This window comes from Ornithinibacillus jepli (assembly GCF_047228935.1).
Lineage (GTDB): Bacteria > Bacillota > Bacilli > Bacillales > Amphibacillaceae > Ornithinibacillus.
In genome coordinates this window covers 75,243-100,849 of record NZ_JBFEGG010000006.1, presented here as the reverse complement: position 1 = coordinate 100,849, position 25,607 = coordinate 75,243, and the positions used below count along the sequence as shown (strand labels likewise).

Sequence of the window (25,607 nt, the reverse complement as noted above, 5' to 3'; positions counted from 1 at the left end):
TAAGACTTCAACTCATGGAATATCAAAAAAGTGCTGAAGTATACTTCCTAAATCATTTGAAAACTGCAATGTACGATTCTCTATCGATTGTGATTGGTTTTGTGCAGATGGTACTCAAAATTACAATTTTATTAATTTATATAGGTCACATTGTCTTATTGTATAAAAGTTTTATTAGTAGTCTGGTTCTCTTTGAACGGGGCTATTTTATTTTAATTTAATAAAACAAATTTCACTGAATAATTGTATTAAAATTCAAACTATTCGTTGACATTATGTACTGGCGGAGTGTAATGTAATGCTAAATAGAGAAAGAAAATATGATATATGAAAGAAGGGGTGAAATTTGATACAACAAATTATTTGTCAGAATGTAGAGAAGGCGTTTAAAGGAGATGGAACGAAAACGATAGCATTAAAAAATGTGGATTTAACGTTTGAAAAAGGAGAATTTACGGCGATCATTGGTCCATCAGGTTCAGGTAAATCTACCTTGTTAAGTTTACTAGGGACCTTAGACAAGCCTAGTGAAGGCACCATTACATATGATGGTGAAGAAATCTTTAAAAAGAGTAAAAGTAAAATTGCAGATTTTCGCTTTCAAGAAATCGGGTTTATCTTTCAACAATTTCATCTACTTCCCACTTTAACTGCCCTAGAAAATGTCCTAACTCCATTGTTTTCCCGAAAAGTCCCATACAACAAATTGGAACGAGCGAAAGAAGTCTTAGAACAAGTAGGCCTACAAGATAAAATGAATTCACTTCCGTCGCAATTGTCAGGTGGTCAACAGCAACGTGTTGCCATTGCAAGAGCGATTGTCCATAAGCCTAGCTGGTTACTCGCGGATGAGCCTACCGGTAATTTAGATACGGAAACTGGTGAACGTATTTATGATTTATTAAAAGAGTTAAATGAGCAAGAAAGCTGTGGTGTGTTATTTGTAACTCATGATCCAGCACTAGCAGCTAAGGCCAATCGTATTATCACAATGAAGGATGGGGTAGTGCTTTCTGATAAGGCTGGTGTCCCTTCATGATTCGCTTTATTTGGCAAAATTGGTGGAGACGGAAGGAACGGTTTATTCTTCTCATCATTGGTGCCTTTATTGTAAGTGCCGGATTAACTTACCTAATTGGGTTATCTGAGACAAATAAAGGAACCGTCGTTGATACCTTACAGAAACGGTGGTCTGCTTCGTATGATATTGTAGTCCGACCCGAGGGGACTCGAAGCGTGACAGAGGAGAAAAAGTTACTAGAACCGAACTACCTAAGTGGCTTAAGTGGTGGCATTAGTGTTGAGCAATATGAAGCTATTAAGGATATTCCGGGTGTTGAAGTTGCAGCGCCAATTGCGATGATTGGCTATGCTGACTATGAGGTTAACTTTGGTTATGCAGAATTGCCAGAGGACGGCATTTATAGGAGGATAATGAAGACCACGGTTGACAACGGGTTAGGTAAAAGAAATGACATATCTGATTATTATTTTGTAAGTGATATTTGGGATAATATGAATAAGGGCCCAGAATATGGAGTAGGTAGCCCTTACCCGGATTTAACTGTTTACTCTTATTCACTGTTAGCTGGAATTGATCCAGAGCAAGAAGCAAAACTAGTCGGCTTAGATGAGGCAATCATTCCCTTGGGAACAAGTAGGTATTTTAATGAGTCTGATGAATATTACTTTAATGAAACTAACGGAGGACATCATGAGTTTCCAATCATCGTAAATCAACAAACATTCGTAGATAAAGTAGAAAGTATTACATTTGAACGTTTGAACATACCTATTAACAAAGAGAATGCAAATGAAGTAATGGAAATGGTAAAAGAAAATGGAGGAGGAAAATATCTAGATTCTATAGAAGGAAAGGTTGTCGAGACATTTACCTATACGGGTGAAGAAGCCTTTCAAAAGTTTATTAATGAAAAGACGGGTGTGGACTGGAAAACTGGTAAAGTACTTCCGGTTGAAGATAAGGAAGAATCAGAGGAGATTATTGGAAATTCTGGCGAGGATAACATAACTGGGATGGTTTATAAACCGAGTCCACTGGAGTACCACGAAATTGGAAGCCCTTATGCGGATAGGTGGCCATATACGTATCAAGTAATACCATTTCAAAATGGGGAAAATACCGTACCATTATATAGAAATCAAGAATCCTATCGTGAACCGGTTTTAATAGAGGAGGAATTTATTAATTATCCTCGAATTAAACCAAGCTGGATTGGCTTCTATGATGCTAGTAAACTAGCAATTTCAAAGGATCCAACGACAGAATTGCCAATGGAAACCTATCGACCAGCAACTGCCGAATTTGTAATGGATACTGAAGGTAATCCAGTGAATCCACCAAAACAATTAAAGCCTATCGGGGATCCAAATTACTTTTTAACAGAACCTCCAGGAATGCTTACCACAATTGAAGTGGCCGAAAAAATACTAGGTGATGAACCAATTTCGGCGATTCGGATTAAAGTTGCAGGTGTTACGGATTTAAGTGATGAGAGTCAAAAAATATTAGAAAAAGTTGCCTCAGAGATTGATAATAAAACTGGTCTTATCACAGACATCACTTTAGGTTCCTCACCACAGTTAGCATTAACATTTGTTCCCGGATTAAATGATGAAAGCGATATAGGTTGGTTACAACAACCATGGGTGAATATTGGATCTTCTATATCTATCTTTAGAGAAACTAAAATTGGCTTTTCAGGTGTGGTTGCAAGTGTAATAGCTGTAGCAATTGTTTACGTCTGGGCATCTGGAATAGTTAACTTGTTGGCTAGGAGAAAAGAATTTGCGGTATTATTATCTGTTGGTTGGAGACCAAATCAATTAAGTCGATTATTATTTATAGAGTCTAGCATAATGGGTGTTTTTGTTGCATTAATTTCTTGGATGATGCTTGGCTTTGTGTATATGTCAGGTGAAGCAACAATATCATTTAACCGTTTCTTATGGACTGGTTTGTTTGGACTTATTGTTTATGTACTAGGATCATTCATTCCGATGGTTTTAACCCGGAATATTTCCTCTTATGAAGCAATGCGTACAGGAGAAATATCTGGTAAAAGTAAGCGATTGTTCCGAGCCAAAGGAATTAATCGTATGGCATTTAACCATTTTATTGGAAAGTGGAAGCGGAGTATTCTTTCGGTTATTTCTATAGCCTTACCAACTGCCCTCTTGGCTGTATTTTTGTACATTACTTTTCGACTTAGAGGGATTATGTATACATCACTACTAGGGGAGTACGTGGCATTAGAGATAGGACCCGCTCATTATGTTGCAATCATAGTGTCATTAATTATTGCCGTCCTAACAACTGCTGAAATTATGTGGCAAAATGTTTCGGAAAGGAGTGAAGAAATTTCCTTACTGCAGGCGATAGGATGGAAAAGATGGAGTATTCGTAGGCTAATCCTTGCCGAAGGGGTGTTTAGTGGTTTTTTTGCTGCAATAATTGGTCTGGCACTTGCATTTCTGATGATGTGGGGTTTATACGGTGCATTTCCTACAGAGGAGATTTCATTCATATTGGCAACTGGATTAATTCCAGTAGTGATTGGTTTAATCGGAACAATCTTCCCAGCAGAGCGTGCGGTTCGTATTGTACCTAGTCAGGGAATTGGAGGAAACTTCTCCAATAAAAAAACTTCTGAGCGACGTTTGAGATGGGTTGTAATTTCTACATTTACTTTATTAGTTGGCACCTTTTTGTTTACTATGGTAAAGGTTGCACCAAATATTGAACGGGATGTTTCCAAAGGTGAGGTGGAACAAGCATTTAGCCCGACAGAAGGGGATATTGCGGATGGGGAGACTAAGAATAAAGTTGAAAAAAGTCCAGCTTCCAGTGAACCTGATAACGAGGGTAGCCAAGAAGTACCTAGGGAGTATTTGTTGGAATTTAATTCAGATGAAACCAGTAAAGATGCGGGGTGGGGTGGTGTACTACTCTATTCAGCTAAAGAAGTAAAGAGTACCTTACCGGCACCTGAAACAGGGATGAAAAATATCGCAATAGAGTATTCCTTTGAAATATTAGATTCTGCTACCTATGAAATGCGCCCGAAGAAAGACTTTTCGCTTATTGTTGATGAATCAACTTTTCTTCCAGAAGATATTAAGGTGCTTGATGCAGAAGCATGGGAAGAAGAACAATGGTTAAAAGGATACCATGGAGGAAGTATTCGTGCAGTGTTAGAATTCACTGTTCCGGAATCTGTTGTAAGTTATGGCTTATTGTTTAAGAACCGAACAATCGGAAAGGGTATAATGATTAGATTTAATTAGGCATCAAATTTGTTAATGAAAGTGAATGAAGCCCTTATATGGTACCTCTGTATTAAAAGAATACAGGGGTACTTGTTTAATTACAGCAAATTAAAGAAAGTTATATGAAGCCTTCCCGATAATTAACGTCGTACAAATTAATTATGTTTAGTTACTAACATTAATGTCAGAGTTATAAAATGGGGAAAATCCAGTTACCAACATTAATGTAATTTTAAAAAATGTATCAAAACGGTGAATACCTTGATACGAAAGGATTCTTTAGTTACCAACAATAATGTCCGTGAACAATGTTGTCTATTGTCCAGTAACATTATAGTTCGTAAATTTACATTAAACTTCGTACATTTGCATTATAGTTAGTAAATTTACAATAAAGTTGGTAAATTTCAATAAAGTAGATAGATACATTTTTTCACCCTCTGCCACTAATAGGAACAGAGGGTTTTTTTATTTGGTTACTTTATAATGATAGAAAATCTTACAATTTGTCGGGCTTAATTGTTGAGGAACTATTTGAGCTAAGAATTGGATGTTTATGTTAAAATACATATAACATTTAGAGTATTAAGTACTTCAATTAACGGGGCAGCTTAGTGGAAGAAGAGTGGATGATAAATTGCCTTTTTTTAAAAGTATAGAGGTGAGAGACATATGGGAAAAGGAATGATTTAATGAAAAAAGTCTATTTAATCCTATTTGCTTCAACTGCTATCATGATTGTTTTTGTTTTAAACAGTATATTTGATAAGCATGATCAAACTATTTACGTAGCTATAAATGGAAATGATCAAAATGCTGGTACAAGATCAAAGCCATTTCGCACACTAAAAAAAGCGGCTTCAGAAGCAGATGCTGGGACAACCGTCCTCATACGTAAAGGAAACTATAATGAAAAGCTTGTGGTTGAACATAGTGGCACCAAATCAAAACCAATTACTTTTAAAGCCTACAACAAGGAGAAAGTTGTGCTTAGTGGAAAGGACCTTAAGGATGTTGAAGGAGATACATCCTTAGTTACGATAAATAATAAAAACTACGTGACCATTAGTGGACTAATTATTCAGGATTTATCTACTGATTTAGCAGATGAAACAGTAATGGGGATTTATGTAACAGGATCTAGCAACCATATTACAATAGAAAATAACAATGTTCAGCGGATTGAAACCCATGCGGATAATGGGAATGGACATGGGATAGCTATATATGGAACTGGCACAATGAAAGATATAAATATTGTGAATAATACGTTGCAAGATTTAAAACTCGGTTCAAGTGAATCTCTTGTCCTAAATGGAAATATTGACGGTTTTAAAGTGGAAAATAATATAGTTCGCCGAAGTGATAATATTGGGATCGATATGATTGGTTATGAAGGCACGTCAAATGATAAAAAAGTGGACTATGTGCGAAATGGTATAGTAAAGAATAATAAAGTTTATGAAATATCTTCTTATGGCAATCCATCTTATGGAGATGATTATTCAGCTGGCGGAATTTATGTAGATGGTGGAAAGAATATAACCATTGAAAAGAATACCATTTATAAAAGTGATATTGGAATTGAAGCAACCTCTGAGCATGCTAAAAAATACGCTGATAACATTAAGATAATGAATAATATTATTTATGACAACTTTTACACCGGGATATCAATTGGTGGGTATGATGAAAATCGTGGAGGTACGATTAACTCTACTATCTCTCAAAATATTCTTTTTCGAAATGACACGAAGGGGCTATATGGGGGACAGCTTTTATTACAACATGATACAAAAAACAATGTGATAGAAAGAAATATTTTAACCGCTGGACCATCGCGGATTTTTATCTCCAACTATTTTACAACTAATCAAGAAAATAAACTACAAAAGAATGTATTTCATAAAGAAAAAGGAGAAACGGGTATTTGGATATGGAAAGAGGAAGAATATACATCTTTTCCGGAATTCAAAAAAGCTTCAAAAAGTGATGAAGAATCCAGTTATTTAGATCCAGGATATCAAAATGCAAACAAATATGATTTTAGGCTGAAAAAGGATTCGCCTGCAAAAAAAATTGTAGACTAATTTTGAATCTAATAATCTAGCTCTTTTGATATTCTAAACATCTACAAGACGTCAGACTTGTTCTGCTCTTATTAGTAATGTGGGGTCTATGCTAGTGGAGATAATTCCATACTAGCTCTTCTTCGATTAATTATTGCTGTAAGTAAGGAAATTAAAGCTATTATTGTAACTATACGCTTTAGTTCATATTTTGATTCTACATCTTACCGATGATTAAATGGGATAGTTACTTTCCAAGACTTTGATAATAATTTAGTGTTAGCCTTTGTGACATGTACCCAATAACTATCTTTCGTTATAGGGTGGCATATAATTAATAAAACTGGAAGGGAGTGATTAATCCAATAATTGTAATGTTTTAATTCTCCTCTATAGATAAATCCTTCTCCGTTTTGTTCATTAAAAAAGATATGCCACATTTTATCTGAATTGCTATTAAGTAAAGGTACATAAGATGGTAATAAAAAAGTAGTAGGAATAGTAAACAAACTATATATTATTGATGTACTTTACTGAGCTTTCCTAACTTAAAGAGACAAGGAAATAAAAAATGAACTATTTTTCACAGCGGATATAAATAAATATATATATTCTTAAAAAGACTGTCCTAAGGGATAGTCTTTTTTGTCAGTGTAATATATGGTTTATTTGTTTAACTTTAAAAAATCCCTATGAGCGAACTTAATAAAATTGGGAATGAACAAATTTAATGCCTTCAAATATAGCCACACCAGTAAAGGTACAGTTCGTATTGCTTATTCTTAGGTACTTCCCACGACCATAACAAATAAAAGATTAGTCCGGTTTGGACTAATCTCTTGTCTACAACATTATAACAAAGTACATGCTTAGTATGAAATTGAACCGCCGTATACGGAACCGTATGTACGGTGGTGCTAAATACTCCCTCCTACCGATGTATTCATCAAACTTGCGCACGTTATATAGGGTTAGAGTTCCAAATCGCAAATGTTATATTAGTGGTATGTTATTTTATGGATATTAAACTTTACAAATATAGCGTGATACTCACTATAAAACGGGTATATTTTTACTTGATAATTCCCCGTTCCTTAACTCAAACTGTAAATCTCCATATTTGGCCAACTCAAGGTCATGAGTAACTAGAATAATGGTTACTCCTTTTTTCTGTATATCCTTAAGCAAATTCATAATATTATCTCGATTATCGACATCTAAATTTCCTGTTGGTTCATCACAAAGAATTAGTTTAGGGTCATTCATTAATGCCCTAGCAATTGCGACACGTTGTTTTTCTCCCCCTGATAATTGAGATGGCATATGGTGATTTCTATCATTTAGGCCGACCAAATGGAGTAGGTCGTTTGCTCTTTTTTCGGCATCTTTCCTTGATTTAATCGGTAGTTGAGGAACAACCACATTGGTTAGGACGTCAAACTGTTCAAATAATTGAAAATCCTGGAACACGTATCCAATATGGTCTCTTCGGAATTTACGTCTTTCCTCTTCTGATGAGGATTTAGGGTTTAACGCATCTAATAAAACTTCCCCTGAATCCGCTTGTTCAATCGCAGATAAGCAACGTAATAACGTTGTTTTCCCGGAACCAGATGGACCGGTAATCGTCAGCCATTTCCCAGATTCAATAACAAGATTAATATTCTTTAAAACATGTACGGTCTCAACCTGTGTTTCGTATGACTTATTCACATTATGAAGCTCGATTCGCAATTTTACCACCCCTTCTTACATTCACACGATACAATGTTATTGTCGATCCTATTATTGTAGCTGCCAAAATGAGCAGGAAGCCTAAAAATCCTAATAGAACGGTTATCATTGTAATTTCTGTTACTAGGATTGTAATGATTAAACTTGTAATCCAACCAACCAAAGTAGAGAGTCCTGCCCAGATAAGAACTTCTTTTTGAAAATAGCCTTGTATAGCCTTTTTACCCCATCCAAGAATTTGAAATAGCTGTATCTCTGACTTTCGTGCATTCCACATGCGATTTAATGATTGAAAGACGGTGGTTAAACTTAGTACATATAATAAAACGATAACCAAATAGAATATCCCTTCTATTTCACCGTGTATAAAGGAACCTAATCTTGTTTTGGTCGTTCGTTCTACATTTTGAATTAAAAAGAATGGTAGAAAACAAGTTAAAATTGCCATGAAGAAAAGTTGAATACTAGATGCAAGTAATTTATTTCGATAGAATCGAATGTTTTGTATGGTAACCGACTTCGATTGTCTCTTAATTAAACGTACTTTATCCTTTTTAATTTTGTCAGCTATTAAAAATAATAAAATATTAACTCCACTTACAATAATTGAAATAATAAAAGGCAGCCACTGATTGTTCCATATTCCAAGGCAAATAAATCCGATGGAAACGAGGGCAATTGGAATACCGAGAACGAACGAGAATTCTTTGTATCGGATGCCACGTATAAGTTTTTCAGACCAACCTAAATGGGCGAGTAATTGCTCATCTTTTTTTCTATCAGCCAATACAATAAAATAAGTATACCCGACAAATGTTAATGCTACCAATCCATAGAGAACCGTTAACGCAACTTGCATCATATTCCAGCTGGATACGACTGTGCCAGCAGCACCAAGTGTCGTAAAGGATTGAACAACTTGGCCGATCCCTTCTACATCTACCGTTAGGTTCTGTAGAGAAGCCCCAGCTACGATATCAACGGTAAATCCTTGTTCTCTCCACTCATTGGCTAATTCCTCAATTAACTTTTCGGCTTTCTTATCATAACCAGTTAGCCCTGCTACTTTCACACGGATGGCATCAATTGGCGCATCGCTCTTCACCCTTTCAGCCTCTTCTATCGCAATTAATCCATGTGCAGGGGTTGTGATGAAGCTACCTGGCACAGCTGTTGGTTGTAGCTTGATAGATTCATCGGATGCTAGGTAAGGCATTTCTCGCCCATAAATACCTAGGGGGGCTGAGGCTAATGACTCCGTATTTTCTTTGATTGAAAACGTGCCATTTTCAATTAGCCCAAAATACTCTTCATCATTTTCCGCTTCATATAATCTATCTTTATTTAATTTATATAACTCCACTTCTTTCAGGTTGCGATAGGTTGGGACTTTATACACATCATCCAAACCAGTCTGCTTTACGAATAGTGTGTTATCTTCCTTTATTTCATAGACAACAGGCTCAAGAAGGTATCCTATCCGTTGACTGTGCTCATCATAAGTCCCAGCATACACTTCATCCTCCTCAAGGTCTTCAATCCCTCCGATTAATCTAAACGTCGTCATATTGTCATTAATTTTGAGCCTATGACTAAGAAAAGGTGAATGGCCGGCATCTGGTACAAGCTCGTTACTCTCTTCTTTCAACATCCGCTTCGTATGAATATGTTGATCAAGGATATGAAAGTAAAGAGAGGGGTCCTCAGCAAGGGTTACAATGGGCTGTCCCGCAATAAATTTTTGCTCCAATACCTCTAGTTCTTCAGAAGTGATATCCTTTAACCCATCCATTGTAAACTGAACAGTAACTGGTACTGAAACGTCCCGTAAACTCATGACTGGAGTTGAATACCTGCTTTCTTTATAGGAATTCATATGATAGGGTTCTTCTGTTAAAGGGGTAAAGTCATATCCGGTGAGTTTCCCCTCTTCTTCCGGATCAATTGCAACTACTTGATGGTAGGACTTTGGAAAATTAAATACCGCAACATCATTACCTTGATAATTATTAAGTAAATCAATGGTGGATGGATATTTCGGTGAACCTGGTACTTTATTTCCAAAATCATAGATGTACTCCCTGTCCGTTGCATATGTATTTACCCCATCACTAGTTCGATATTCCACCTCATAATATGTTGCATCCTCTTCATTTCTATCCAACATAAAGGTGCGTTCTTGTGCTGTGAATAGACCAATCGAGGCTACTGGTGCTGCTATTTCTACTTGAGGGTGATTTTTTATTTCTTTCCATTCTGCAATCGAGATTCCGCCATCACCAATACCAAGGTAGTTTTCCTCCACAAGATTCAATTGCCGTTCTAGATCTGTTTTTGCATGCGGCGGACGAATCAAGATATCGTAGGAACCTCGAGAAAAGTCTGTTATGTTCTGTGTCACCTGCTCATTTGCTTTAGCTAATATTGATAAAGTATAAGAGACTGTGCTAATCGTAATGATTAACACAGTCATTATTACAAGCATTGTTTTTGTTTTATTAATTCTAATCATACTAATTCATTCCCATCAGTATGTTATATTCGCCAAGCCATAAACCGTTGGACCAGGGCCATATGTTTCATTTGTAGCTTGTCCCCAGTAGTTATAGTCTCCATATGACTTCCAGTAATGGGACCAGGTGTAAGAAAGAGTTGTGCTCACTAATCTTTCTTTTGTTCCTGTACCATCTCCGGGATTAAATTTTAATGAGTTTCTCCCATTATTGATATTAGTACTAACTGTTATCCTTTTTGTAACATTCTGTTTTTCAGTAAAACTTTTTGGATTCAAATATGTTTCTGTCCTAGTGGAATTTAATTGTATATCTTCAGGTAGTACATCACCTAATTGTAGATCATCTGCTTGTACCGTGGAGACGCTAAATGTTAAACCTGCCATTACTATAAAACCCACCATTAGCCTTTTAATCAACTTTTTCATTTTTGATATCTCCTTTTTTAAATGGTTTTTAATTGTACTATACACTCCCTCTAGAATGTACGCGTTGTCATTTAATGCTCTAATAATTAAGCACCAGCAGTTACAAATAAAAAAACGCTAAAACTATAACCCCAATCTTTGAATCATTCCTTATTCCCCCTTTCACGCAATAAAAGTAATCAGAGGAATCTGACTACTCAATGTCATTATAACATATTGGTATATTTTAAATATTGGGAAATATATATAATAAATACGGTGATTTTTGACCATTTTGTATCGTAATTGGGAAAGTTGGAAAGTTTTCGACAAAAAACGCGGAAATAAGGAAAAAATAATATAGCAAAATGTCCTGTTTGTAATTCCTTTAATTTTGGGGAATTACTATTTAATCGTAGTGATGTTGAAATAACTATGCCTTAACTAATTCTAGTAGATGTAGAGTTTCGTTGATAGAAGCAATAGATATGCTATTACCTTCTTACTGTTTTAAGGGTAGAGGATATGCTGTTGTAATCAAAGCCAAATTCAAATTGGTCTGTCGCGGAAGAAATCACCAATGCTTTTATTCATGTAAGCCCTTTTTAGTCGCACATTAGTGAAACAAAATTGTGAGATTCTAGCTATTTGCTCTATTGTAAAAGGAGTATATAACTTTATTATGACATCGACCTGAAATTTGAATGGTATTTTGTGTGTTAGTTACGCATTTTAGTATAGAACTATTTTTTCATCTAACAGTTGTTGTAGTATGTAAATATGGAGAAGTGGTTGGGAAGATTGAAGCTCAGTCTAATAATCAGCGAGACGCACATAAAACAGGAAGATAATAGTAAGTAGTCTTTATTAAACAAACGTGTGCACTACTTTAAGAAGCAAAGGTTAATACATTTTATAACTATTGGTGTTAATTGAACAAGCTTTTGGTCGGGGAGAATTATATGGGTATACAAGAAAGCAATGAATTAAGACAACTATACCCAAAAACGACATAAGAAACGCAGAGAGTTTAACACCTCTGCCTTTTTAATTTTTATCTTTCTATAAATTCGAAATGATGCTCCCATAACTTTTTGTAGACTTTATATTCTAATTATATCATGAAGTGTGGTTTATACGAAAAATTCTGAAAGAACACCTTATGGAAGGTAAATAATGTCTGCTGTATCAAACACTAATACAGTAATAGAAGCTCTTCTCTTATCCCGCTATAGGTTGCTTTAGATTAACTAGACAATATAGAAAATATGGTTTTAAATTACAAGTTTGGTTAAAAAGGTAACGTAGTATAGAACACTTTTTTATGTCTATTTAATGGAGTTCTAATAACTGTAAAAAGAGTTATAACTTTATTATGATATCGCTCTGGATTGAGTACAGTAGGGTGTTTAGTAATGCATTCTAGAATGGAACTATTTTTCCATGCAACATTTGTTCAGTTACTGTCCAGTAATATTATTATAATTGGTAAATTTCAATACAGTGAACAGATACAGTTTTTCACCCTCTGCCCTTAAGGGACAGAGGGTTTTTGGTGATTACAATGTATGGTCAGTGGAATGATAATGGTTTCTTAATCAATTATGAGGAAGATTGAATTCAGAACGAATGATATCTATCGATACTAAATCAATGCTAAATATTGAAAATTCTATTTGTAGAGCTTCACTGCTTCCTCTAGAAAGTATAAATATTTTGAGATAAAGCTTTTTGGCTTCAAAATTTTAACTTTATTACCAAAACCAGCTAAAAACTGATAGGAAAATTGATTCTCGGGCAATTCAATTGTCGCATGGTATTCTCTTGGAGTCACTTTTGTAACGGAATTTTTTCCGTACCTCTCAATAAATTGATCTCTTACAGCAACATCTACCGATAGTTGTACAGTAACCAAACTTTGTTGTTCATTATGTTGTTTTTTTTCTTCAAATACCATATCGGATCTTGGGACAAAAAAACCATCTTTTTGGATGTTTGTTATCCTCGTCAATTTAAACGTTCGATAGTCTTTCCGTTCTACACTATAACCAAAAAGATACCAATGCATTTCCCTTAAATGTACCTTATAGGGTTCTACGAGTCTGTACGTTTTGTTTCCTATTTGATCCACATATTCAAATTTTAATAACCAATTGTTCTCAATTGCTTGCTTGATAAATAAAACCTCTTCGTTGATTTGGCTTCTCCCCGGCCAATCATAGAAAGTTAAATCAAGAGTTGGAGAAATATCTGCGCTGGTCATTCCTTTTATTTTTTGAATAGTCGTTTGAATCTCTTGATTGGTAATTAGTCTCTCAAAGCCATCTAAAGCTATAAGTATATTTTCAATATCCTTGTTATTTAGTAATCGTTTATCGAATTTATACTCTTCCATTAGCGCATATCCACCTTCAGCACCATATTCCGCATAAATGGGGATGTTTGCATAACTTAATGCTTCCATATCACGTTGAATCGTTCGTCTAGTTACATTAAAAAGTCGACTAAATTCCGATGCTGACACAACTTCTTTTTGTAATAAGATCATCACTATCGAGATAAGTCGCTCAATTTTTTTCATATTTTCCTCCCATATACGACATACAGTTGTCGTCTATGTACTATTATACTACAAGTATGAAAAGGAGGAATTAAGTTATGAAAGCAATATCTTATCTACAATTTGATGGAAGAGCAGAAGAAGCGTTAGCCTTTTATGAAAAGGCATTATCAGCAACTAGTGTAAAAATGGTGAGATTTGGTGATTTTGGTCAAGATTCCAATGCCCCATTAACAGAAGAAGAACAAAACATGATTATGGAATCTAGAATTGAGTTTTCAGGGAATACTTTAATGATTTCTGATGTTCCGTCTTTTATGCAAGCTGCGACAGGCGAAATCACAAATGGGAATACAATCCTAATTAGTATTATTGATGCTGATCCAGAAATGAATAATCAATATTTTGAAGGGCTTTCAGAAGGTGGTACTGTGATCATGCCGATATCTTCAACGCCATGGTCAGCAAGTTTTGGAATGCTAGTTGATAAGTTTGGGGTAACGTGGAAATTTAATGGTGAAGCGAGTAAATTTCTGGATGGTTTCATAAGTTAAATTTGTATTAGTAAAGTTGGGGGCTCATCAACTTTTTAACGTAGCACCAACACAAAGATAGATTTCCATAACAGACCCTGAATTTCTTACATGATTGAGGAATTTCAGGGTCTGTTTTATTTCTGTTTATCTTCGGGAATTAATTGTTGTTGATGAAGCTAAGAATTAGATTATTTATGTTAAAATGCATATAGGAATCTGAATAAATAAATAATATGAACCGTTTTTATTAAATAGTAAACACGTATTATCGCATATAACACAAAAAATTAGCTGATATAAGTCCGGTACAATACCGAACTCAAACCAGCCAAGCAATTTAGAGTGCACCAACGTGCTTAAGTCTCTTTTCTATTCTTGAAGTTCTTTCGTTTAATAATAATGAAGAAAATGAAAATCCCGTAAACTCCCAGTACTCCTGTAAGGCAGTGTGTAAGAAATTGGAGGTCTGGAGCAAAAAGTCCAAAAGTCCGCCAAGATATTCCTATACTGAAAGAGACAATTGGAATGAGAGCAACAGCGAGTAAAATCGAAAGCATACCAGAAAATATCCAAACTTTTTTATTAACGACTTTTCTACGAATAAAGCGAATTAAACTTATAGAAAAAACAACAATTAAAAGTAATACGATACCAAGCACAATCAACTGGGTACTAACACTCAATGGAGTTAACTCTGGGTTTTCCCCATTCATAATGGATCGGATTCCCTCCATCATACTTAAATAAGCAACCGCTTCTAGTTCATGGTACTTATTCGTTAAAAGAACAGCACCTAACTCCTCTTCGTGAATTAAGAATATCTCCGATCTATAATCTGTTGTTGCCCCAGTATGATAAGGATATTTATTCCCGCTTCTAGGAAAATGCCAGCCTAAACCATATCGTTGGCCACTTTCTGGTGGTGATAGTAATTGGGCTAAACTTCTTTCATTTAATAATTCACCACCCTGAAACATGAAATCAATAAACTTAATAAGGTCACTTGAAGTTGACGTCATATAGCCGTATGGTGCTCCCGAATGATCATACAACCCATCCCCTTTAACCGGTTGACCAAACCATGATTGGTAGCCAGGTACTAAACCTTTGTCTATAGCACTTTCATAGTCTGCCGTCGTGTTTTGCATATCCAGTGGTGCGAAAATATGATTATTCATATAGGATGAGAATGCCTGATTAGAAACCGCCTCAATAATAGCTCCTAATAGCAGATAGTTGGCTGAGTTATATTCATATACCTCTCCGGGACTTTGCCGTAATTCTACGCCGCTTAGTTCTTCAACGGCTTGTGTGATGCCAGATTGTTCATCACGATTCTCTTGATCTGTTACTTTCAGCCCCTCATAGGCACTTATCCCACTGGTTTGTTCCAATAAATGACGTACCGTTATTGAATTATTACTATCGGTTTGATAGGTAAACCACGGGATGTACGTTTCGATTGGTTCATCTAGTTTAATTTCCCCTTCATCTACTAACCCCATTATTGCAAGTGATGTTAAAGGCTTACTTATCGAACCTATTAGAAAAGTTGTGTCTTCGCTAACTGGTGAACCGTCACTCATTGTCCCCCAGCTATCTTGAAAAATGATATTCTCTTTATGTATGACTGCGAGTGTGGCACCAGGTATGTTATATTCCTCCAGCGCCTTATCCATAAAAGATTGAATTTTGTTAGTGGTATTGATCCTTTTATCTGCAAATGAATGGAAAGGGGTGATAATAAGGATTAAAGTAAATAACATCGCGACTATTTTTCTCATTTGGTTTCTCCCTTGTACCCTTAATATTTATTAAACACTTTAGTCAGAATCCGAAATTTTTATATAAAGCTCTACTAATTCGGTTAAAAGTTTATATGAATGGTCTATATCAAATTGATCATTGACTATTTTTTGTAATGCCAGGCCATCAAAACAAGCCAATAATATACTTGCAAGTGCCTTGGCATCTAGGGAATTTTTCACCATCTGTTGCAAAGGATTAGCAAGACTCTCTCTTCCATTGTTGAGAATAGAGTCCACTTGATTTTCGAGATGACCGCCTTTGTCCTTTATCCCTAAAGAATATATTTCATATCTCCAACGGTACCAATCTGGATCCTTTTCCACCCTTGTTTTTATTTCATGTAGAACCTCTGGCGGGCTAATTGATTCTCCTGTATGCCCGTCATATTGCTTTTGGTAACGATTTTGTACTTCCTCTTGTACAGAATGTAATAGTTCCTCTTTATTCTTAAAATAATAATGAACTAGTCCAGGTGTTATACTTGCTTCATTTGCAATATCTTTTATCGAAGCGTTGAGATATCCTTTTTCAACAAATACTTTGTAGGCAGCATCAATTAATTGCTTTCTTTTATCCTTTTTACTCATTTGAATCCCCTCTTATTTTAGTTGGTTGACCAACCAAATTATATTACTCATAATTCACTGTGTCAACTAGCTTAGGGTATATGGATACACATGAATTTTAATGGTACTTCCCTCTTATGTTAGAAGTTGTAAAGAAAAATTAAAAAAGAATTTTAGTAATAGATTATAGTAAAATGACACTAAGAAAGGTAATTTCTATAACTAAATGGGGGATTTAGTGTATGAATAGTAATGCTAATAAACCACAACCACCATATTATGCAGTCCTATTTACTTCACAAAGAACGGAAGGCGACAATGGCTATGGGGAAATGGCACAAGCAATGGGAGAGTTGGCTTCAAAACAACCAGGATTTTTAGGTATTGAAAGTGCAAGAGATCATGAGTTAGGTATTACTATTTCATACTGGGAATCTTTAGATGCTATCAAGAGTTGGAAAGAACATTCAGTCCATAAAGTAGCTCAAGAAAAAGGTAAAAAGGAATGGTATAAAAATTATACTGTGCGGGTTTGTAAAGTTGAAAGAGATTCTTATTTTGAAATGTAAATTATTTTAATAACGGGTACAATGCGTTAAAAGCCATTTTAGAAATGGCTTTTTTAGAGTGATAAAGAAACTCAGATAAACGATTATTTTTCTTCTATTATATTTGGTAAAGAAATGCCAAAAACCTCCGAAATCCAGAAATGAGTTCCACTCAAAACTGAAAAGTCGAAGGTTCTTTACATGTACTATTCTGCTGCAGATTCTTGCGCTGGCTCTGATGTTGGGTTCTTGGATCTAGATTTTTGACTAAGCTGTGCTGGTAATTGCCATGCAGTTGCAACTGCTAATAATACAAAAATGATATCCATACCACCAAATAATACCGAAATATTGTCTACAAATAGTGAAATAGATTCCCCTTGGAAAATACCAGAAATACTATCGTTAATGTAATAGCCTAGAATGAAATATTTTCCGAGTAATATTCCGATTAGACTTCCCACTACAGCAATGACCTGATGGGAAACCGCTACCTCTCCCTTTGAGAGATAGTATACTAAATACCCAGATAATCCCCCAATTGCCCAGGCAACAATCCCTATTTCATAATCTGATACGATAGCAATACCTGCCCAAACCGCACCACCAATTATAGCCGCTAATAAGGCGCCGACAATTGGCAAGCTTAAATTCTTTCCTGCATTCTCCATACTAACATTTCCTCCTAATATAAAATAAGTTCTACAAGATATTCTATATTTCGACAATAATCTCCTTCTTTTTTTGGTAAAATTTTTAAATTGCACAATTTAATAATGAATTTACTCTTACGTTTTGTCCTTTTAAGAGCTCTTTACTATATATAAGGTTACATTAGATAACTTTAATTGTTGAGAAACTATTTGAGATAGGAATTGAATAATTATGGTAAAATACATATAAAATTTAGAATATTATTTACAGGATAAACAGTATTATCGCTACAAAGTTCGTATAGATTTTTAAGATAGGAGTGCTTAAATGGAAGTGTATTATTGGGATACCCAACTGGAATATCTTAAAAGAACAAGGGATTTATATTATAACGATGACTATTTAGAGTTTTTAGTAAGTAGAGTTTGGAAGATTACGAAACCAGTACATATAATTGATTTTGGTTGTGGATATGGGTATTTAGGACTTAAATTACTACCTTTTTTACCAAAAGGTTCTAAATATACAGGGGTAGATAAGGGACAACAATTGATTAATAAGGCGAAAGAATATTTTCATAACCTTCCATATGAAGCGGAATTCTTCGTAGCAGATACAGATGAGATAGAATTAGAGAGAAAGTATGACATTGCTGTTTGCCATGCCTTTTTATTACACATGTCCGAACCCAAAAGAATGCTGCAAAAAATGATAGATTCGGTTGTTAACAATGGAAAAATTATTTGTTTTGAACCACATTGGATTTCAGGAATGTCATCATACGAACTGGAAGGGTATGAACAATCACAGGTTGTTCCACTTGGTATTCTACAGAGATTATTTGAAGAGAGTGCAAACAAAAGTGGTAAAAATGGAAATATTGGAGCAAGAGTACCTCAATATCTATCTGAATTGGGTGTAAAAAACATTGAGTGCCGTGTTAGTGATAAGGTTAATTTCCTACATCCTGATATGAATCAGCAAGATAAACAAAAATTGTTTCATTCGCTCAAAGAAGACGGAGTAGGTGGAGAACTGGTGAATAAAGATCAGTTTATAGAAAGCTTGCAAAAACGAGGTGTCACAGTTAAGGAGGCTGAGGAACAGTTTGAGGCTGAACTGCTGTTTTCAGAAGTATTCAACATGGATTCCTCTTTACTTTACGCTCCCAGCATGAAAATCACGTTTGGAGAAATTGAATAATTGTAGTGAGCTTACCGAAGAAGGCACTACTTCCTAATTATTTGTGTGTAGGAAGAGGGAATAGAGGTTATGGAGGGGGTAGGCCATTGTTTTTAACTTTGTCATAATTTTTAGAACGATAGTGACATCCAGTGTAATAGCTAATTACCAACCATCCGCTAATGAATTAGAACCAAAGGGATTAATGATTAAAAAGATTAAATTGGAGGGATTAGAAAATGGATGTGAAGACACTTTTATTACAACAATGGGTAAGTTGCTTAGATGAAGAGGACTGGTTTCCACCACTTGAAAGAGTTCTAGAAAATATTATGTTTGAACAGGCGATCTGGAAACCGGCAGAGAGGGAAATGAATTCCATTTGGGAATTAGTTTGTCATTTGCTTTTCTATGAAAAGAGATTTCTGATGCGATTTCTTGGTGACACAGAGAATGAACCACAGGCAGAAAATAATAAATCTACATTTCGTTTACCAACTGAGACGCCTCAAAATTGGAAGGAAACAAAACAAGAATACTTCTATGTTCATCGTGAACTTGGAAAAATACTAGCAAAATCAGATCATGACGATTTGTATAGAGAGGTACCAGGAGAGGATAATTCCTTAGTGCTTGAACTAAAGAGTTTAGCAATGCATGGTGCCTATCATATTGGGCAAATTGTGCTCTTAAGTAAATTGCAAGGTGCTTGGCAAGGGACACACGGCGTTTAAAAACGCTTCATTAACTTTACCGTATACCGATATAGGGGGAAAGTCTATATTCTATTACTTTATGTCTTAAAAAAATAGATTTATTGAATTGGTGAAATCTATGAAAAATTTTTCATAAGCGGGAGTGATTTGTTTGGGTGTTACCATCCATTTTGAAGGAACTGCACTAACTCAAAATCAACATAAGATCATTGAATTTATTGAAACATTTGCACGGAATCACAGTTGGAATATTAACGAAAAAGATTCCGCAAGAATCGTTGTTACTCCCCACCCAAAGAGTGAATCAATTGCCATTAGTTTAAACAATAAGCAAAAGTTTTCAGGAAGTGTGAAAACCGCATTCGCAACGAGTGATGTTCATAAACAAGTAGTCAAGCTGTTTTACGAATTAAAACCAATGATGAGGAACTTATCGATTGAGGATGAGAGTGGTTATTGGCTAGAGTATGTCGACCACATTAGCAAGATAAACAAAAACAGTATTACTAAGTTTCCAATGCTAACAAAAAAGGACCTCATTACAACCGAGCTCGTTCTTCCATCTCATGCTACCGCTATGGATCATGAATTCTGGAAAACAACACCCAATTATATGGATCCATTTTTAAATATTGCAGCTATAAGGGATGTAATGGGTTATGACCTAATGAATGGGTCACACGTATTAACTGCCGTCGAGCTAAAGGAGATGCTAGAGAGTGAAGGTTTCACTCTCAATCCCCCTGAGGAGTGGATTGAGGATATTGAATATCTAATTCATCTAGCAACATTATGGGCGTGGAGACAGTCTTCTAGAATGAAAGCAACGAATGTAAGAAGAAACAAATGCGTAGTATTTGGTTGGGCATTAGCGAGAGGTTGCCATGGATTTGGTGGTGGCTTTATAAACCAACTTCATCGTAGGGCTCAAATTGCTATAGACACGTTAAAAAGCGAAGAAGGAAAGGCCAACCCTATAAGAAGTTTAGAGATATTTTACGGACTATCTGATTTTTGTGGGTTCAAGAAAGAGGAGAAAAAAGTGTAGGAAGAATAATTTCTCCACAATACATTTTTTACTTGTGTTTGTTCACGTAATAATTATTTCGCTCTTAAAAAAGGTAATCTTTTAGGTAAAAGAAGGTACTTTCATTTATTTAACACGAAGGAGGTTTTTTTATGCAATATGGACCTGATCCAAATGCAATTTACCCAAATGAAGCAATTAAAAGTATTTGCTATATAAAAAACGTTATAACACGCCCAAATATTACCGTCGGTGACTACACATACTATGACGATATAAATGGTGCTGAAAAGTTTGAGGAGCATGTAACACATCACTATGAATTTATAGGTGACAAATTGATTATTGGAAAGTTTTGTGCCATTGCAAAGGGGATTGAATTTGTCATGAATGGTGCAAACCATAGAATGTCCAGTGTTACTACCTATCCCTTCAACATTATGGGCAATGGTTGGGAGAAATCGACGCCAACTTTATTAGACTTACCCCTAAAAGGCGATACTGTAATTGGAAATGATGTATGGATTGGTCAAAATGTCACCGTAATGCCTGGTGTACATATTGGTGATGGAGCAATCATTGCAGCCAATTCTGTAGTGGTTAAAGATATTCCCGCTTACCATATTGCAGGTGGAAACCCCTGCAAAACGATTAAGAAAAGATTTGATGATGAACTCATTGATTATCTCCTTACTATTAGATGGTGGGATTGGCCAGCACGTAAAATTTTTGATAATCTTGAGATTTTATGTAGTGGGGATTTGACCAAAATTATGAAAATAAAATAGTTGATGTAGCTATTATTATTAATTCTTGAGTGAATATTAGGTGTGCACCTATTTTTACCAACATGAATATCCTATCGGTAAAGTCATCTCATCTTCAGGGGGGATCAGTATGGGATACTATGTTAGTGTAGAATCAGGTGTAAAGTTATATATTGAAGATATAAATCCCAAGGGTAGTAAGACGATAGTGTTTTTACATGGTTGGCCGTTAAGTCATAAACAGTTTGAATATCAATTTGATGTTCTCCCCTTTATGGGTTACCGCTGTATCGGAATTGACTGGAGAGGATTTGGGAAGTCGGATAAGCCAATAAGTGGTTACAATTTTGACCGATTGGCTGATGATATACGGATAGTAGTTGAAGAACTTCAATTAGATAATTTCACTCTTGTGGGCCACTCTACAGGTGGAGCTATTGCGATTCGCTATATGTCCCGACATAATGGTTATGGCGTGGCTAATCTTGTCTTAGTTGATGCTGCAGCTCCTACAGGTTTTACTACAGAAACAGCGACTAAATTCCTTACTCAAGCGTTAAATAACCGTCCTAAGATGATGCGAGAAGTGACAGATAACTTTTTCTTTCAATATATAACTACTTCTTTCTCTGAGTGGTTCTTTCAATTGGGCTTACAAGCAGCAGGGTGGTCAACAGCAGCGATTATCATTACATTAAGAGATGAGACGCTATATGGAGATTTGCAAAAAATACTTGTCCCAACCGTAATAGTTCATGGCGTTCAAGACAAAGTTATTCCATTTTCCCAAGCTCATGAACTCCACCAGACTATAAAACATTCACAACTTGTACCGTTTCATTACAGTGGTCATGGTCCTTTCTGGGAGGAACGTGACAAGTTTAACCAACTATTAAGGCAAATTATTGGATGAATATATTTACTTATTCACGGTATAGTTGAAGAAGTCAAAATTAATTATTGTAAAGGTAAAATGCACATATTCCTAACCTAAGGAATATGTGCATTTTGAACAGTTGAATTTATGAAATTGTCTTTTCTGCTTCGTAGTAGCCCAATTTATGGAAGTTATAAAGTTGATTAATATGCTCCTGAGGATATGCTTCTAATAATTCAAGCATTTCTTTTGTAAATTCTAATGAAGCTGTTCCGTTTGCGGTCACAATTTTTCCGTCCGACACTGCTTGTTCTAGTACATAATGTATTTCATTTCTGTAGTTTTCTTTTGCATATGTTTTCAAATCATTAAGTTCATTACTCGTATGCTTTATTTCATTTAACCATCCATTAGCACCCATAAAAACAGTTGCATCACATATTGCCCCTACTGGAATATCCATAGTAAGTGCCTTTTCCACTAATGGAATGACGTTATTGCTTAGTGGTTTGCGCCATGAGTTCCCTCCAATTAGAATTAAACCACTAAAGGTTTCAGGAATATTATTTATAGTATAATCTGGAAGCACGTTTAACCCACCGATTGACTTTATAACTCCCTCACTTACGCCAACGATCTTAGTGATGTACTTGTCTGTACTATTTAAAAAAGCTGCTACATAAGACATTTCCCAATCAGCAAATTCCTCTAAAACTACAATTAAAATCTCTTTTTTCTCAAATTGATTCATTCTAAATTCCTCCTAATTAAATTAAAAAAATTCTATTAATTTGATCCTGTCTTCAGTATATAATGTAATAGTGACAAGTAATGACACAATTACAAAAAGGGGCAAAAAATTTTGAGTAAGGCGATTAGATTAAATGAATTAAGGCTGTATATTAATCGGGTCAAGAAGTTTAAGGTAGATGATTTAGCAAAAGAATTTAATGTTTCAAGAAGAACGATTCTTAGGGATTTGGAAGAACTAAGTATTTTAGGAGTTCCATTAACTTCTGCAGTAGGAGCTAATGGAGGATATCAGGTCTTGGAAGAAAAAAATCTACTTGCTGTATCTTTTACAAAGGAGGAAACTTTCTCTATCTTTTTTGCTCTTTTGTCTTTAAGACATTTTATTAGCCTTCCCTTTGAGTCTGAATATAATTCAATAATAAAAAAATTCTATTTAAACTTAAATGGAAAGATGAAAGAAGAAATTGATCTAATCAAAAATAAAATTGATTTTAAAATAGATAACCAGAGTAAAGAAAGTCCCCTATTAAAAGAGCTATTTATGGCTGCAATTGAAAATAATGCACTTTGGATTACTTATTTGGGGGTTAAAAGAGAAATTCAACCAGTGGGGTTATTTTCTCAGTATGGAAGATGGTATTGTCCATCATATTGTTATCTTAGGAAGGAATTTAGACTTTTTCGTTGCGACCGAATATCCGATGTCGGATTAAGTGTAAGAAATGACAAGTTGAATCTAAAAGAAACCAACTTATGTGATATTATTACTAATTTAACAACAAAAAGAGAGTATGAGCTTAATGTGGAAGTAACACCAGAAGGAGTAGAAAAATATAAATCTAGTGTTTCACTTTATTATCAAATATCAATCGATAGTAAAGGTTATGGAATCATAAAAGGTTCCATAAGTGAAACAGAAATAGACTTTTTGGCTGATTATTTCATACAAATGGGAAAGCATGCAAAAGTAGTTGAACCTATAGAGTTAAGAAATGTAATAAAGAAGAAAATTTTAGTATTGAGTGAATTATACCGTGATTTGGAATAGGCGACTATTATATAGTCATTCGTGGGTACTCTTTTCCGTAATCCTTATTTAACCTAACTATTGCTTTAGCTATCAGTTTAATGAGCTCCAAGGAATATTTCCTTGGAGCTATTTTTATTGTTTAGGATTGTTTTGGGTTTTTGATTGCTTTTATCATCTGTCGTATCGAACCAAGATGGTAGGCGGAGTGAGCGATAGCACCTAACAGACTATTCGATGTCTGTTCCTCTAAGGAGTCAAGTGAATCAATTTTTTTAAGTAGTGTTGTGTATGCTTGTTGAAGTTCTTCATTAATTTTGGCCCATGTGATTTTATCAACGCTTGTAATTTTCCATGACGCTTCCCAGTCCTTACTGGGTTCTTCACCATTTAAGTAGGAATTCACAACCCATAAGTAATAGCGGGTATGATCCGTTTGTGCGGAGATTGTCGTACCATTGACAGGTATCGAAGCTTCTTCTGCAGATAATTTTTCAAGTGTTCCAAATAAACCACTACCGGGTTTTGCTTCTGTGTACCAGCTTGCGTTTTCTTCCGGTCCATCATAGGTTTCTTCCAGCAATGTTCTAACAGCTACCAACATCTGATTATCCATCTCAGTACCTCCTATTTTTTAACCTGCAAAACTAATTTAGGTGGTTATATTTTAACCTGGTTGTGTCTAACTGTCAATATGTATTATGATGGTTATAGTAAAGGAGTTTTGATTATGTCGGAAACGAACGCTTATATGATGGTCGGAGAACGTATGTGTATGGATTTCATCAATACTGTTAGTTGGCGGGAAAGTGATGAAAAAAGGCGGGATTGGTTTACTAGTTATGACAAATTGGTTGACTGGTGCATCCATGCAGAAGTCTTGACCGGACAACAAGCAAGAACCATTCTATTAAATGCGAAGGAGAAACCTTCAGAAGCGGGAGAAGTTCTGAAGCAGGCAATCGAAATGCGGGAAGTCATGTATCGAATTTTCAAGTCCATTCCAAAGGAAATATCTCCTAACCCGCTAGACCTAGAACGTTTCAATGATTTTGTGAGTCACTTCTATCAAGCTTTGCAAGTAATCCATGAAAACCATCATTACACTTTGAAGTTCAAGCATACCGAGAGAAACTTAGACATTATGCTCCCTCCGATTTTGCAATCTGCAGTTGATTTGCTCGTTTCCAAAAATGATCTGGGACGAGTCAAACAATGTGAGGGAGATGCGTGTGGATGGTTATTCTTTGATACGAGCAGGAACCGGAGTCGCCGTTGGTGTTCAATGGCCGATTGCGGTAATCGTGCCAAAGCACGCCGATTTTACCAAAAAGAAAAGTGACCATACTAGGCAGGGTAGTTGAATAAGAACAATTTGTATTGACAAGTTCTGAAATATAGATAAAATAAGTAGTTAATATCTGCATAACGAAGATTTGTTGTAAACATTTCGGAGTATAAGAACAAAGGCTATGAAAAGAAAGAGTAGCAATCATGTAAACAGACAGAAAGTGACCGGTTGATGAGAGGTGCATGTTGAACGATTGTGAATACATCTTGGAGCTGTGTATC

Annotated in this window: 22 protein-coding genes and 1 other annotated feature (1 of these 23 only partly in view); of the genes, 12 read left to right on the top strand and 10 right to left on the bottom strand. The window is 35.3% G+C overall.

Going from position 1 to position 25,607, the window contains the following annotated elements; translation table 11 throughout:
* Positions 1-346: 346 nt before the first annotated feature.
* From AB1K81_RS17025 to AB1K81_RS17015, 3 genes are all read left to right on the top strand, one after another.
* The gene (locus tag AB1K81_RS17025) at positions 347-1,039 is read left to right on the top strand and encodes an ABC transporter ATP-binding protein (protein ID WP_412977881.1); all 693 of its coding nucleotides are present in this window, start codon (positions 347-349) and stop codon (positions 1,037-1,039) included.
* Positions 1,036-4,308 carry an ABC transporter permease gene (locus AB1K81_RS17020; RefSeq protein WP_412977880.1) on the top strand — a complete coding sequence of 1,091 codons (3,273 nt, stop codon included), beginning with the start codon at positions 1,036-1,038 and terminating at the stop codon, positions 4,306-4,308. Before AB1K81_RS17025 ends, AB1K81_RS17020 begins: the two co-directional genes overlap by 4 nt.
* A 674-nt stretch (positions 4,309-4,982) precedes the next feature.
* Entirely contained in the window at positions 4,983-6,380 is a 1,398-nt protein-coding gene (locus AB1K81_RS17015; protein ID WP_412977879.1) for a right-handed parallel beta-helix repeat-containing protein, read from the top strand.
* 203 nt (positions 6,381-6,583) lie between these two features.
* Here AB1K81_RS17015 and AB1K81_RS17010 read toward each other — a convergent pair whose 3' ends face one another.
* From AB1K81_RS17010 to AB1K81_RS16990, 5 genes are all read right to left on the bottom strand, one after another.
* Positions 6,584-6,799 carry a DUF4365 domain-containing protein gene (locus AB1K81_RS17010; protein ID WP_412977878.1) on the bottom strand — a complete coding sequence of 72 codons (216 nt, stop codon included), beginning with the start codon at positions 6,797-6,799 and terminating at the stop codon, positions 6,584-6,586.
* Positions 6,800-7,412: 613 nt separating this feature from the next.
* Complete coding sequence (locus AB1K81_RS17005) at positions 7,413-8,093, bottom strand: ABC transporter ATP-binding protein (RefSeq protein ID WP_412977877.1); 681 nt, start codon at positions 8,091-8,093, stop codon at positions 7,413-7,415.
* Complete coding sequence (locus AB1K81_RS17000; RefSeq protein WP_412977876.1) at positions 8,074-10,605, bottom strand: ABC transporter permease family protein; 2,532 nt, start codon at positions 10,603-10,605, stop codon at positions 8,074-8,076. Before AB1K81_RS17000 ends, AB1K81_RS17005 begins: the two co-directional genes overlap by 20 nt.
* A gap of 15 nt (positions 10,606-10,620) precedes the next feature.
* The gene (locus AB1K81_RS16995) at positions 10,621-11,034 is read right to left on the bottom strand and encodes a hypothetical protein (protein WP_412977875.1); all 414 of its coding nucleotides are present in this window, start codon (positions 11,032-11,034) and stop codon (positions 10,621-10,623) included.
* A gap of 1,651 nt (positions 11,035-12,685) precedes the next feature.
* Entirely contained in the window at positions 12,686-13,594 is a 909-nt protein-coding gene (locus AB1K81_RS16990; RefSeq protein WP_412977874.1) for a helix-turn-helix transcriptional regulator, read from the bottom strand.
* 77 nt (positions 13,595-13,671) lie between these two features.
* Here AB1K81_RS16990 and AB1K81_RS16985 point away from each other — a divergent pair, with 77 nt between their 5' ends.
* Positions 13,672-14,127, top strand: coding sequence for a VOC family protein (locus tag AB1K81_RS16985; protein ID WP_412977873.1), 456 nt, complete (start codon positions 13,672-13,674; stop codon positions 14,125-14,127).
* Positions 14,128-14,465: 338 nt separating this feature from the next.
* On the opposite strand, the gene AB1K81_RS16980 is transcribed toward AB1K81_RS16985, so the two are convergent.
* Both AB1K81_RS16980 and AB1K81_RS16975 read right to left on the bottom strand, forming a co-directional pair.
* Positions 14,466-15,893: a serine hydrolase domain-containing protein gene (locus tag AB1K81_RS16980; RefSeq protein ID WP_412977872.1), complete on the bottom strand. Its 1,428-nt coding sequence runs from the start codon at positions 15,891-15,893 to the stop codon at positions 14,466-14,468.
* 39 nt (positions 15,894-15,932) lie between these two features.
* The gene (locus AB1K81_RS16975) at positions 15,933-16,505 is read right to left on the bottom strand and encodes a TetR/AcrR family transcriptional regulator (protein WP_412977871.1); all 573 of its coding nucleotides are present in this window, start codon (positions 16,503-16,505) and stop codon (positions 15,933-15,935) included.
* Between the two features lie 221 nt (positions 16,506-16,726).
* On the opposite strand from AB1K81_RS16975, the gene AB1K81_RS16970 reads away from it, so the two are divergent.
* Complete coding sequence (locus AB1K81_RS16970) at positions 16,727-17,053, top strand: antibiotic biosynthesis monooxygenase family protein (protein ID WP_412977870.1); 327 nt, start codon at positions 16,727-16,729, stop codon at positions 17,051-17,053.
* 185 nt (positions 17,054-17,238) lie between these two features.
* Here AB1K81_RS16970 and AB1K81_RS16965 read toward each other — a convergent pair whose 3' ends face one another.
* Positions 17,239-17,703, bottom strand: coding sequence for a hypothetical protein (locus AB1K81_RS16965; RefSeq protein WP_412977869.1), 465 nt, complete (start codon positions 17,701-17,703; stop codon positions 17,239-17,241).
* A gap of 310 nt (positions 17,704-18,013) precedes the next feature.
* On the opposite strand from AB1K81_RS16965, the gene AB1K81_RS16960 reads away from it, so the two are divergent.
* From AB1K81_RS16960 to AB1K81_RS16940, 5 genes are all read left to right on the top strand, one after another.
* The gene (locus AB1K81_RS16960) at positions 18,014-18,889 is read left to right on the top strand and encodes a class I SAM-dependent methyltransferase (RefSeq protein ID WP_412977868.1); all 876 of its coding nucleotides are present in this window, start codon (positions 18,014-18,016) and stop codon (positions 18,887-18,889) included.
* Between the two features lie 218 nt (positions 18,890-19,107).
* On the top strand, positions 19,108-19,602 hold the full coding sequence (locus AB1K81_RS16955) for a DinB family protein (protein ID WP_412977867.1): 495 nt from the start codon (positions 19,108-19,110) through the stop codon (positions 19,600-19,602).
* Positions 19,603-19,735: 133 nt separating this feature from the next.
* Positions 19,736-20,632, top strand: a complete 897-nt coding sequence (locus AB1K81_RS16950) for a hypothetical protein (RefSeq protein WP_412977866.1) — start codon at positions 19,736-19,738, stop codon at positions 20,630-20,632.
* Between the two features lie 131 nt (positions 20,633-20,763).
* The gene (locus tag AB1K81_RS16945; RefSeq protein WP_412977865.1) at positions 20,764-21,399 is read left to right on the top strand and encodes a Vat family streptogramin A O-acetyltransferase; all 636 of its coding nucleotides are present in this window, start codon (positions 20,764-20,766) and stop codon (positions 21,397-21,399) included.
* A 109-nt stretch (positions 21,400-21,508) separates the two neighbouring features.
* Entirely contained in the window at positions 21,509-22,291 is a 783-nt protein-coding gene (locus tag AB1K81_RS16940; protein ID WP_412977864.1) for an alpha/beta fold hydrolase, read from the top strand.
* 109 nt (positions 22,292-22,400) lie between these two features.
* Here AB1K81_RS16940 and AB1K81_RS16935 read toward each other — a convergent pair whose 3' ends face one another.
* Complete coding sequence (locus AB1K81_RS16935; protein ID WP_412977863.1) at positions 22,401-23,006, bottom strand: DJ-1/PfpI family protein; 606 nt, start codon at positions 23,004-23,006, stop codon at positions 22,401-22,403.
* Positions 23,007-23,117: 111 nt separating this feature from the next.
* Here AB1K81_RS16935 and AB1K81_RS16930 point away from each other — a divergent pair, with 111 nt between their 5' ends.
* A complete protein-coding gene (locus tag AB1K81_RS16930; protein ID WP_412977862.1) occupies positions 23,118-24,056 on the top strand; it encodes a helix-turn-helix transcriptional regulator in 939 nt (312 codons plus the stop codon).
* Positions 24,057-24,177: 121 nt separating this feature from the next.
* On the opposite strand, the gene AB1K81_RS16925 is transcribed toward AB1K81_RS16930, so the two are convergent.
* Entirely contained in the window at positions 24,178-24,651 is a 474-nt protein-coding gene (locus AB1K81_RS16925) for a hypothetical protein (protein ID WP_412977861.1), read from the bottom strand.
* 114 nt (positions 24,652-24,765) lie between these two features.
* Here AB1K81_RS16925 and AB1K81_RS16920 point away from each other — a divergent pair, with 114 nt between their 5' ends.
* On the top strand, positions 24,766-25,377 hold the full coding sequence (locus AB1K81_RS16920; RefSeq protein WP_412977860.1) for a CGNR zinc finger domain-containing protein: 612 nt from the start codon (positions 24,766-24,768) through the stop codon (positions 25,375-25,377).
* Between the two features lie 121 nt (positions 25,378-25,498).
* Positions 25,499-25,607, top strand: a binding site (T-box leader) (it continues 144 nt past the right edge of the window).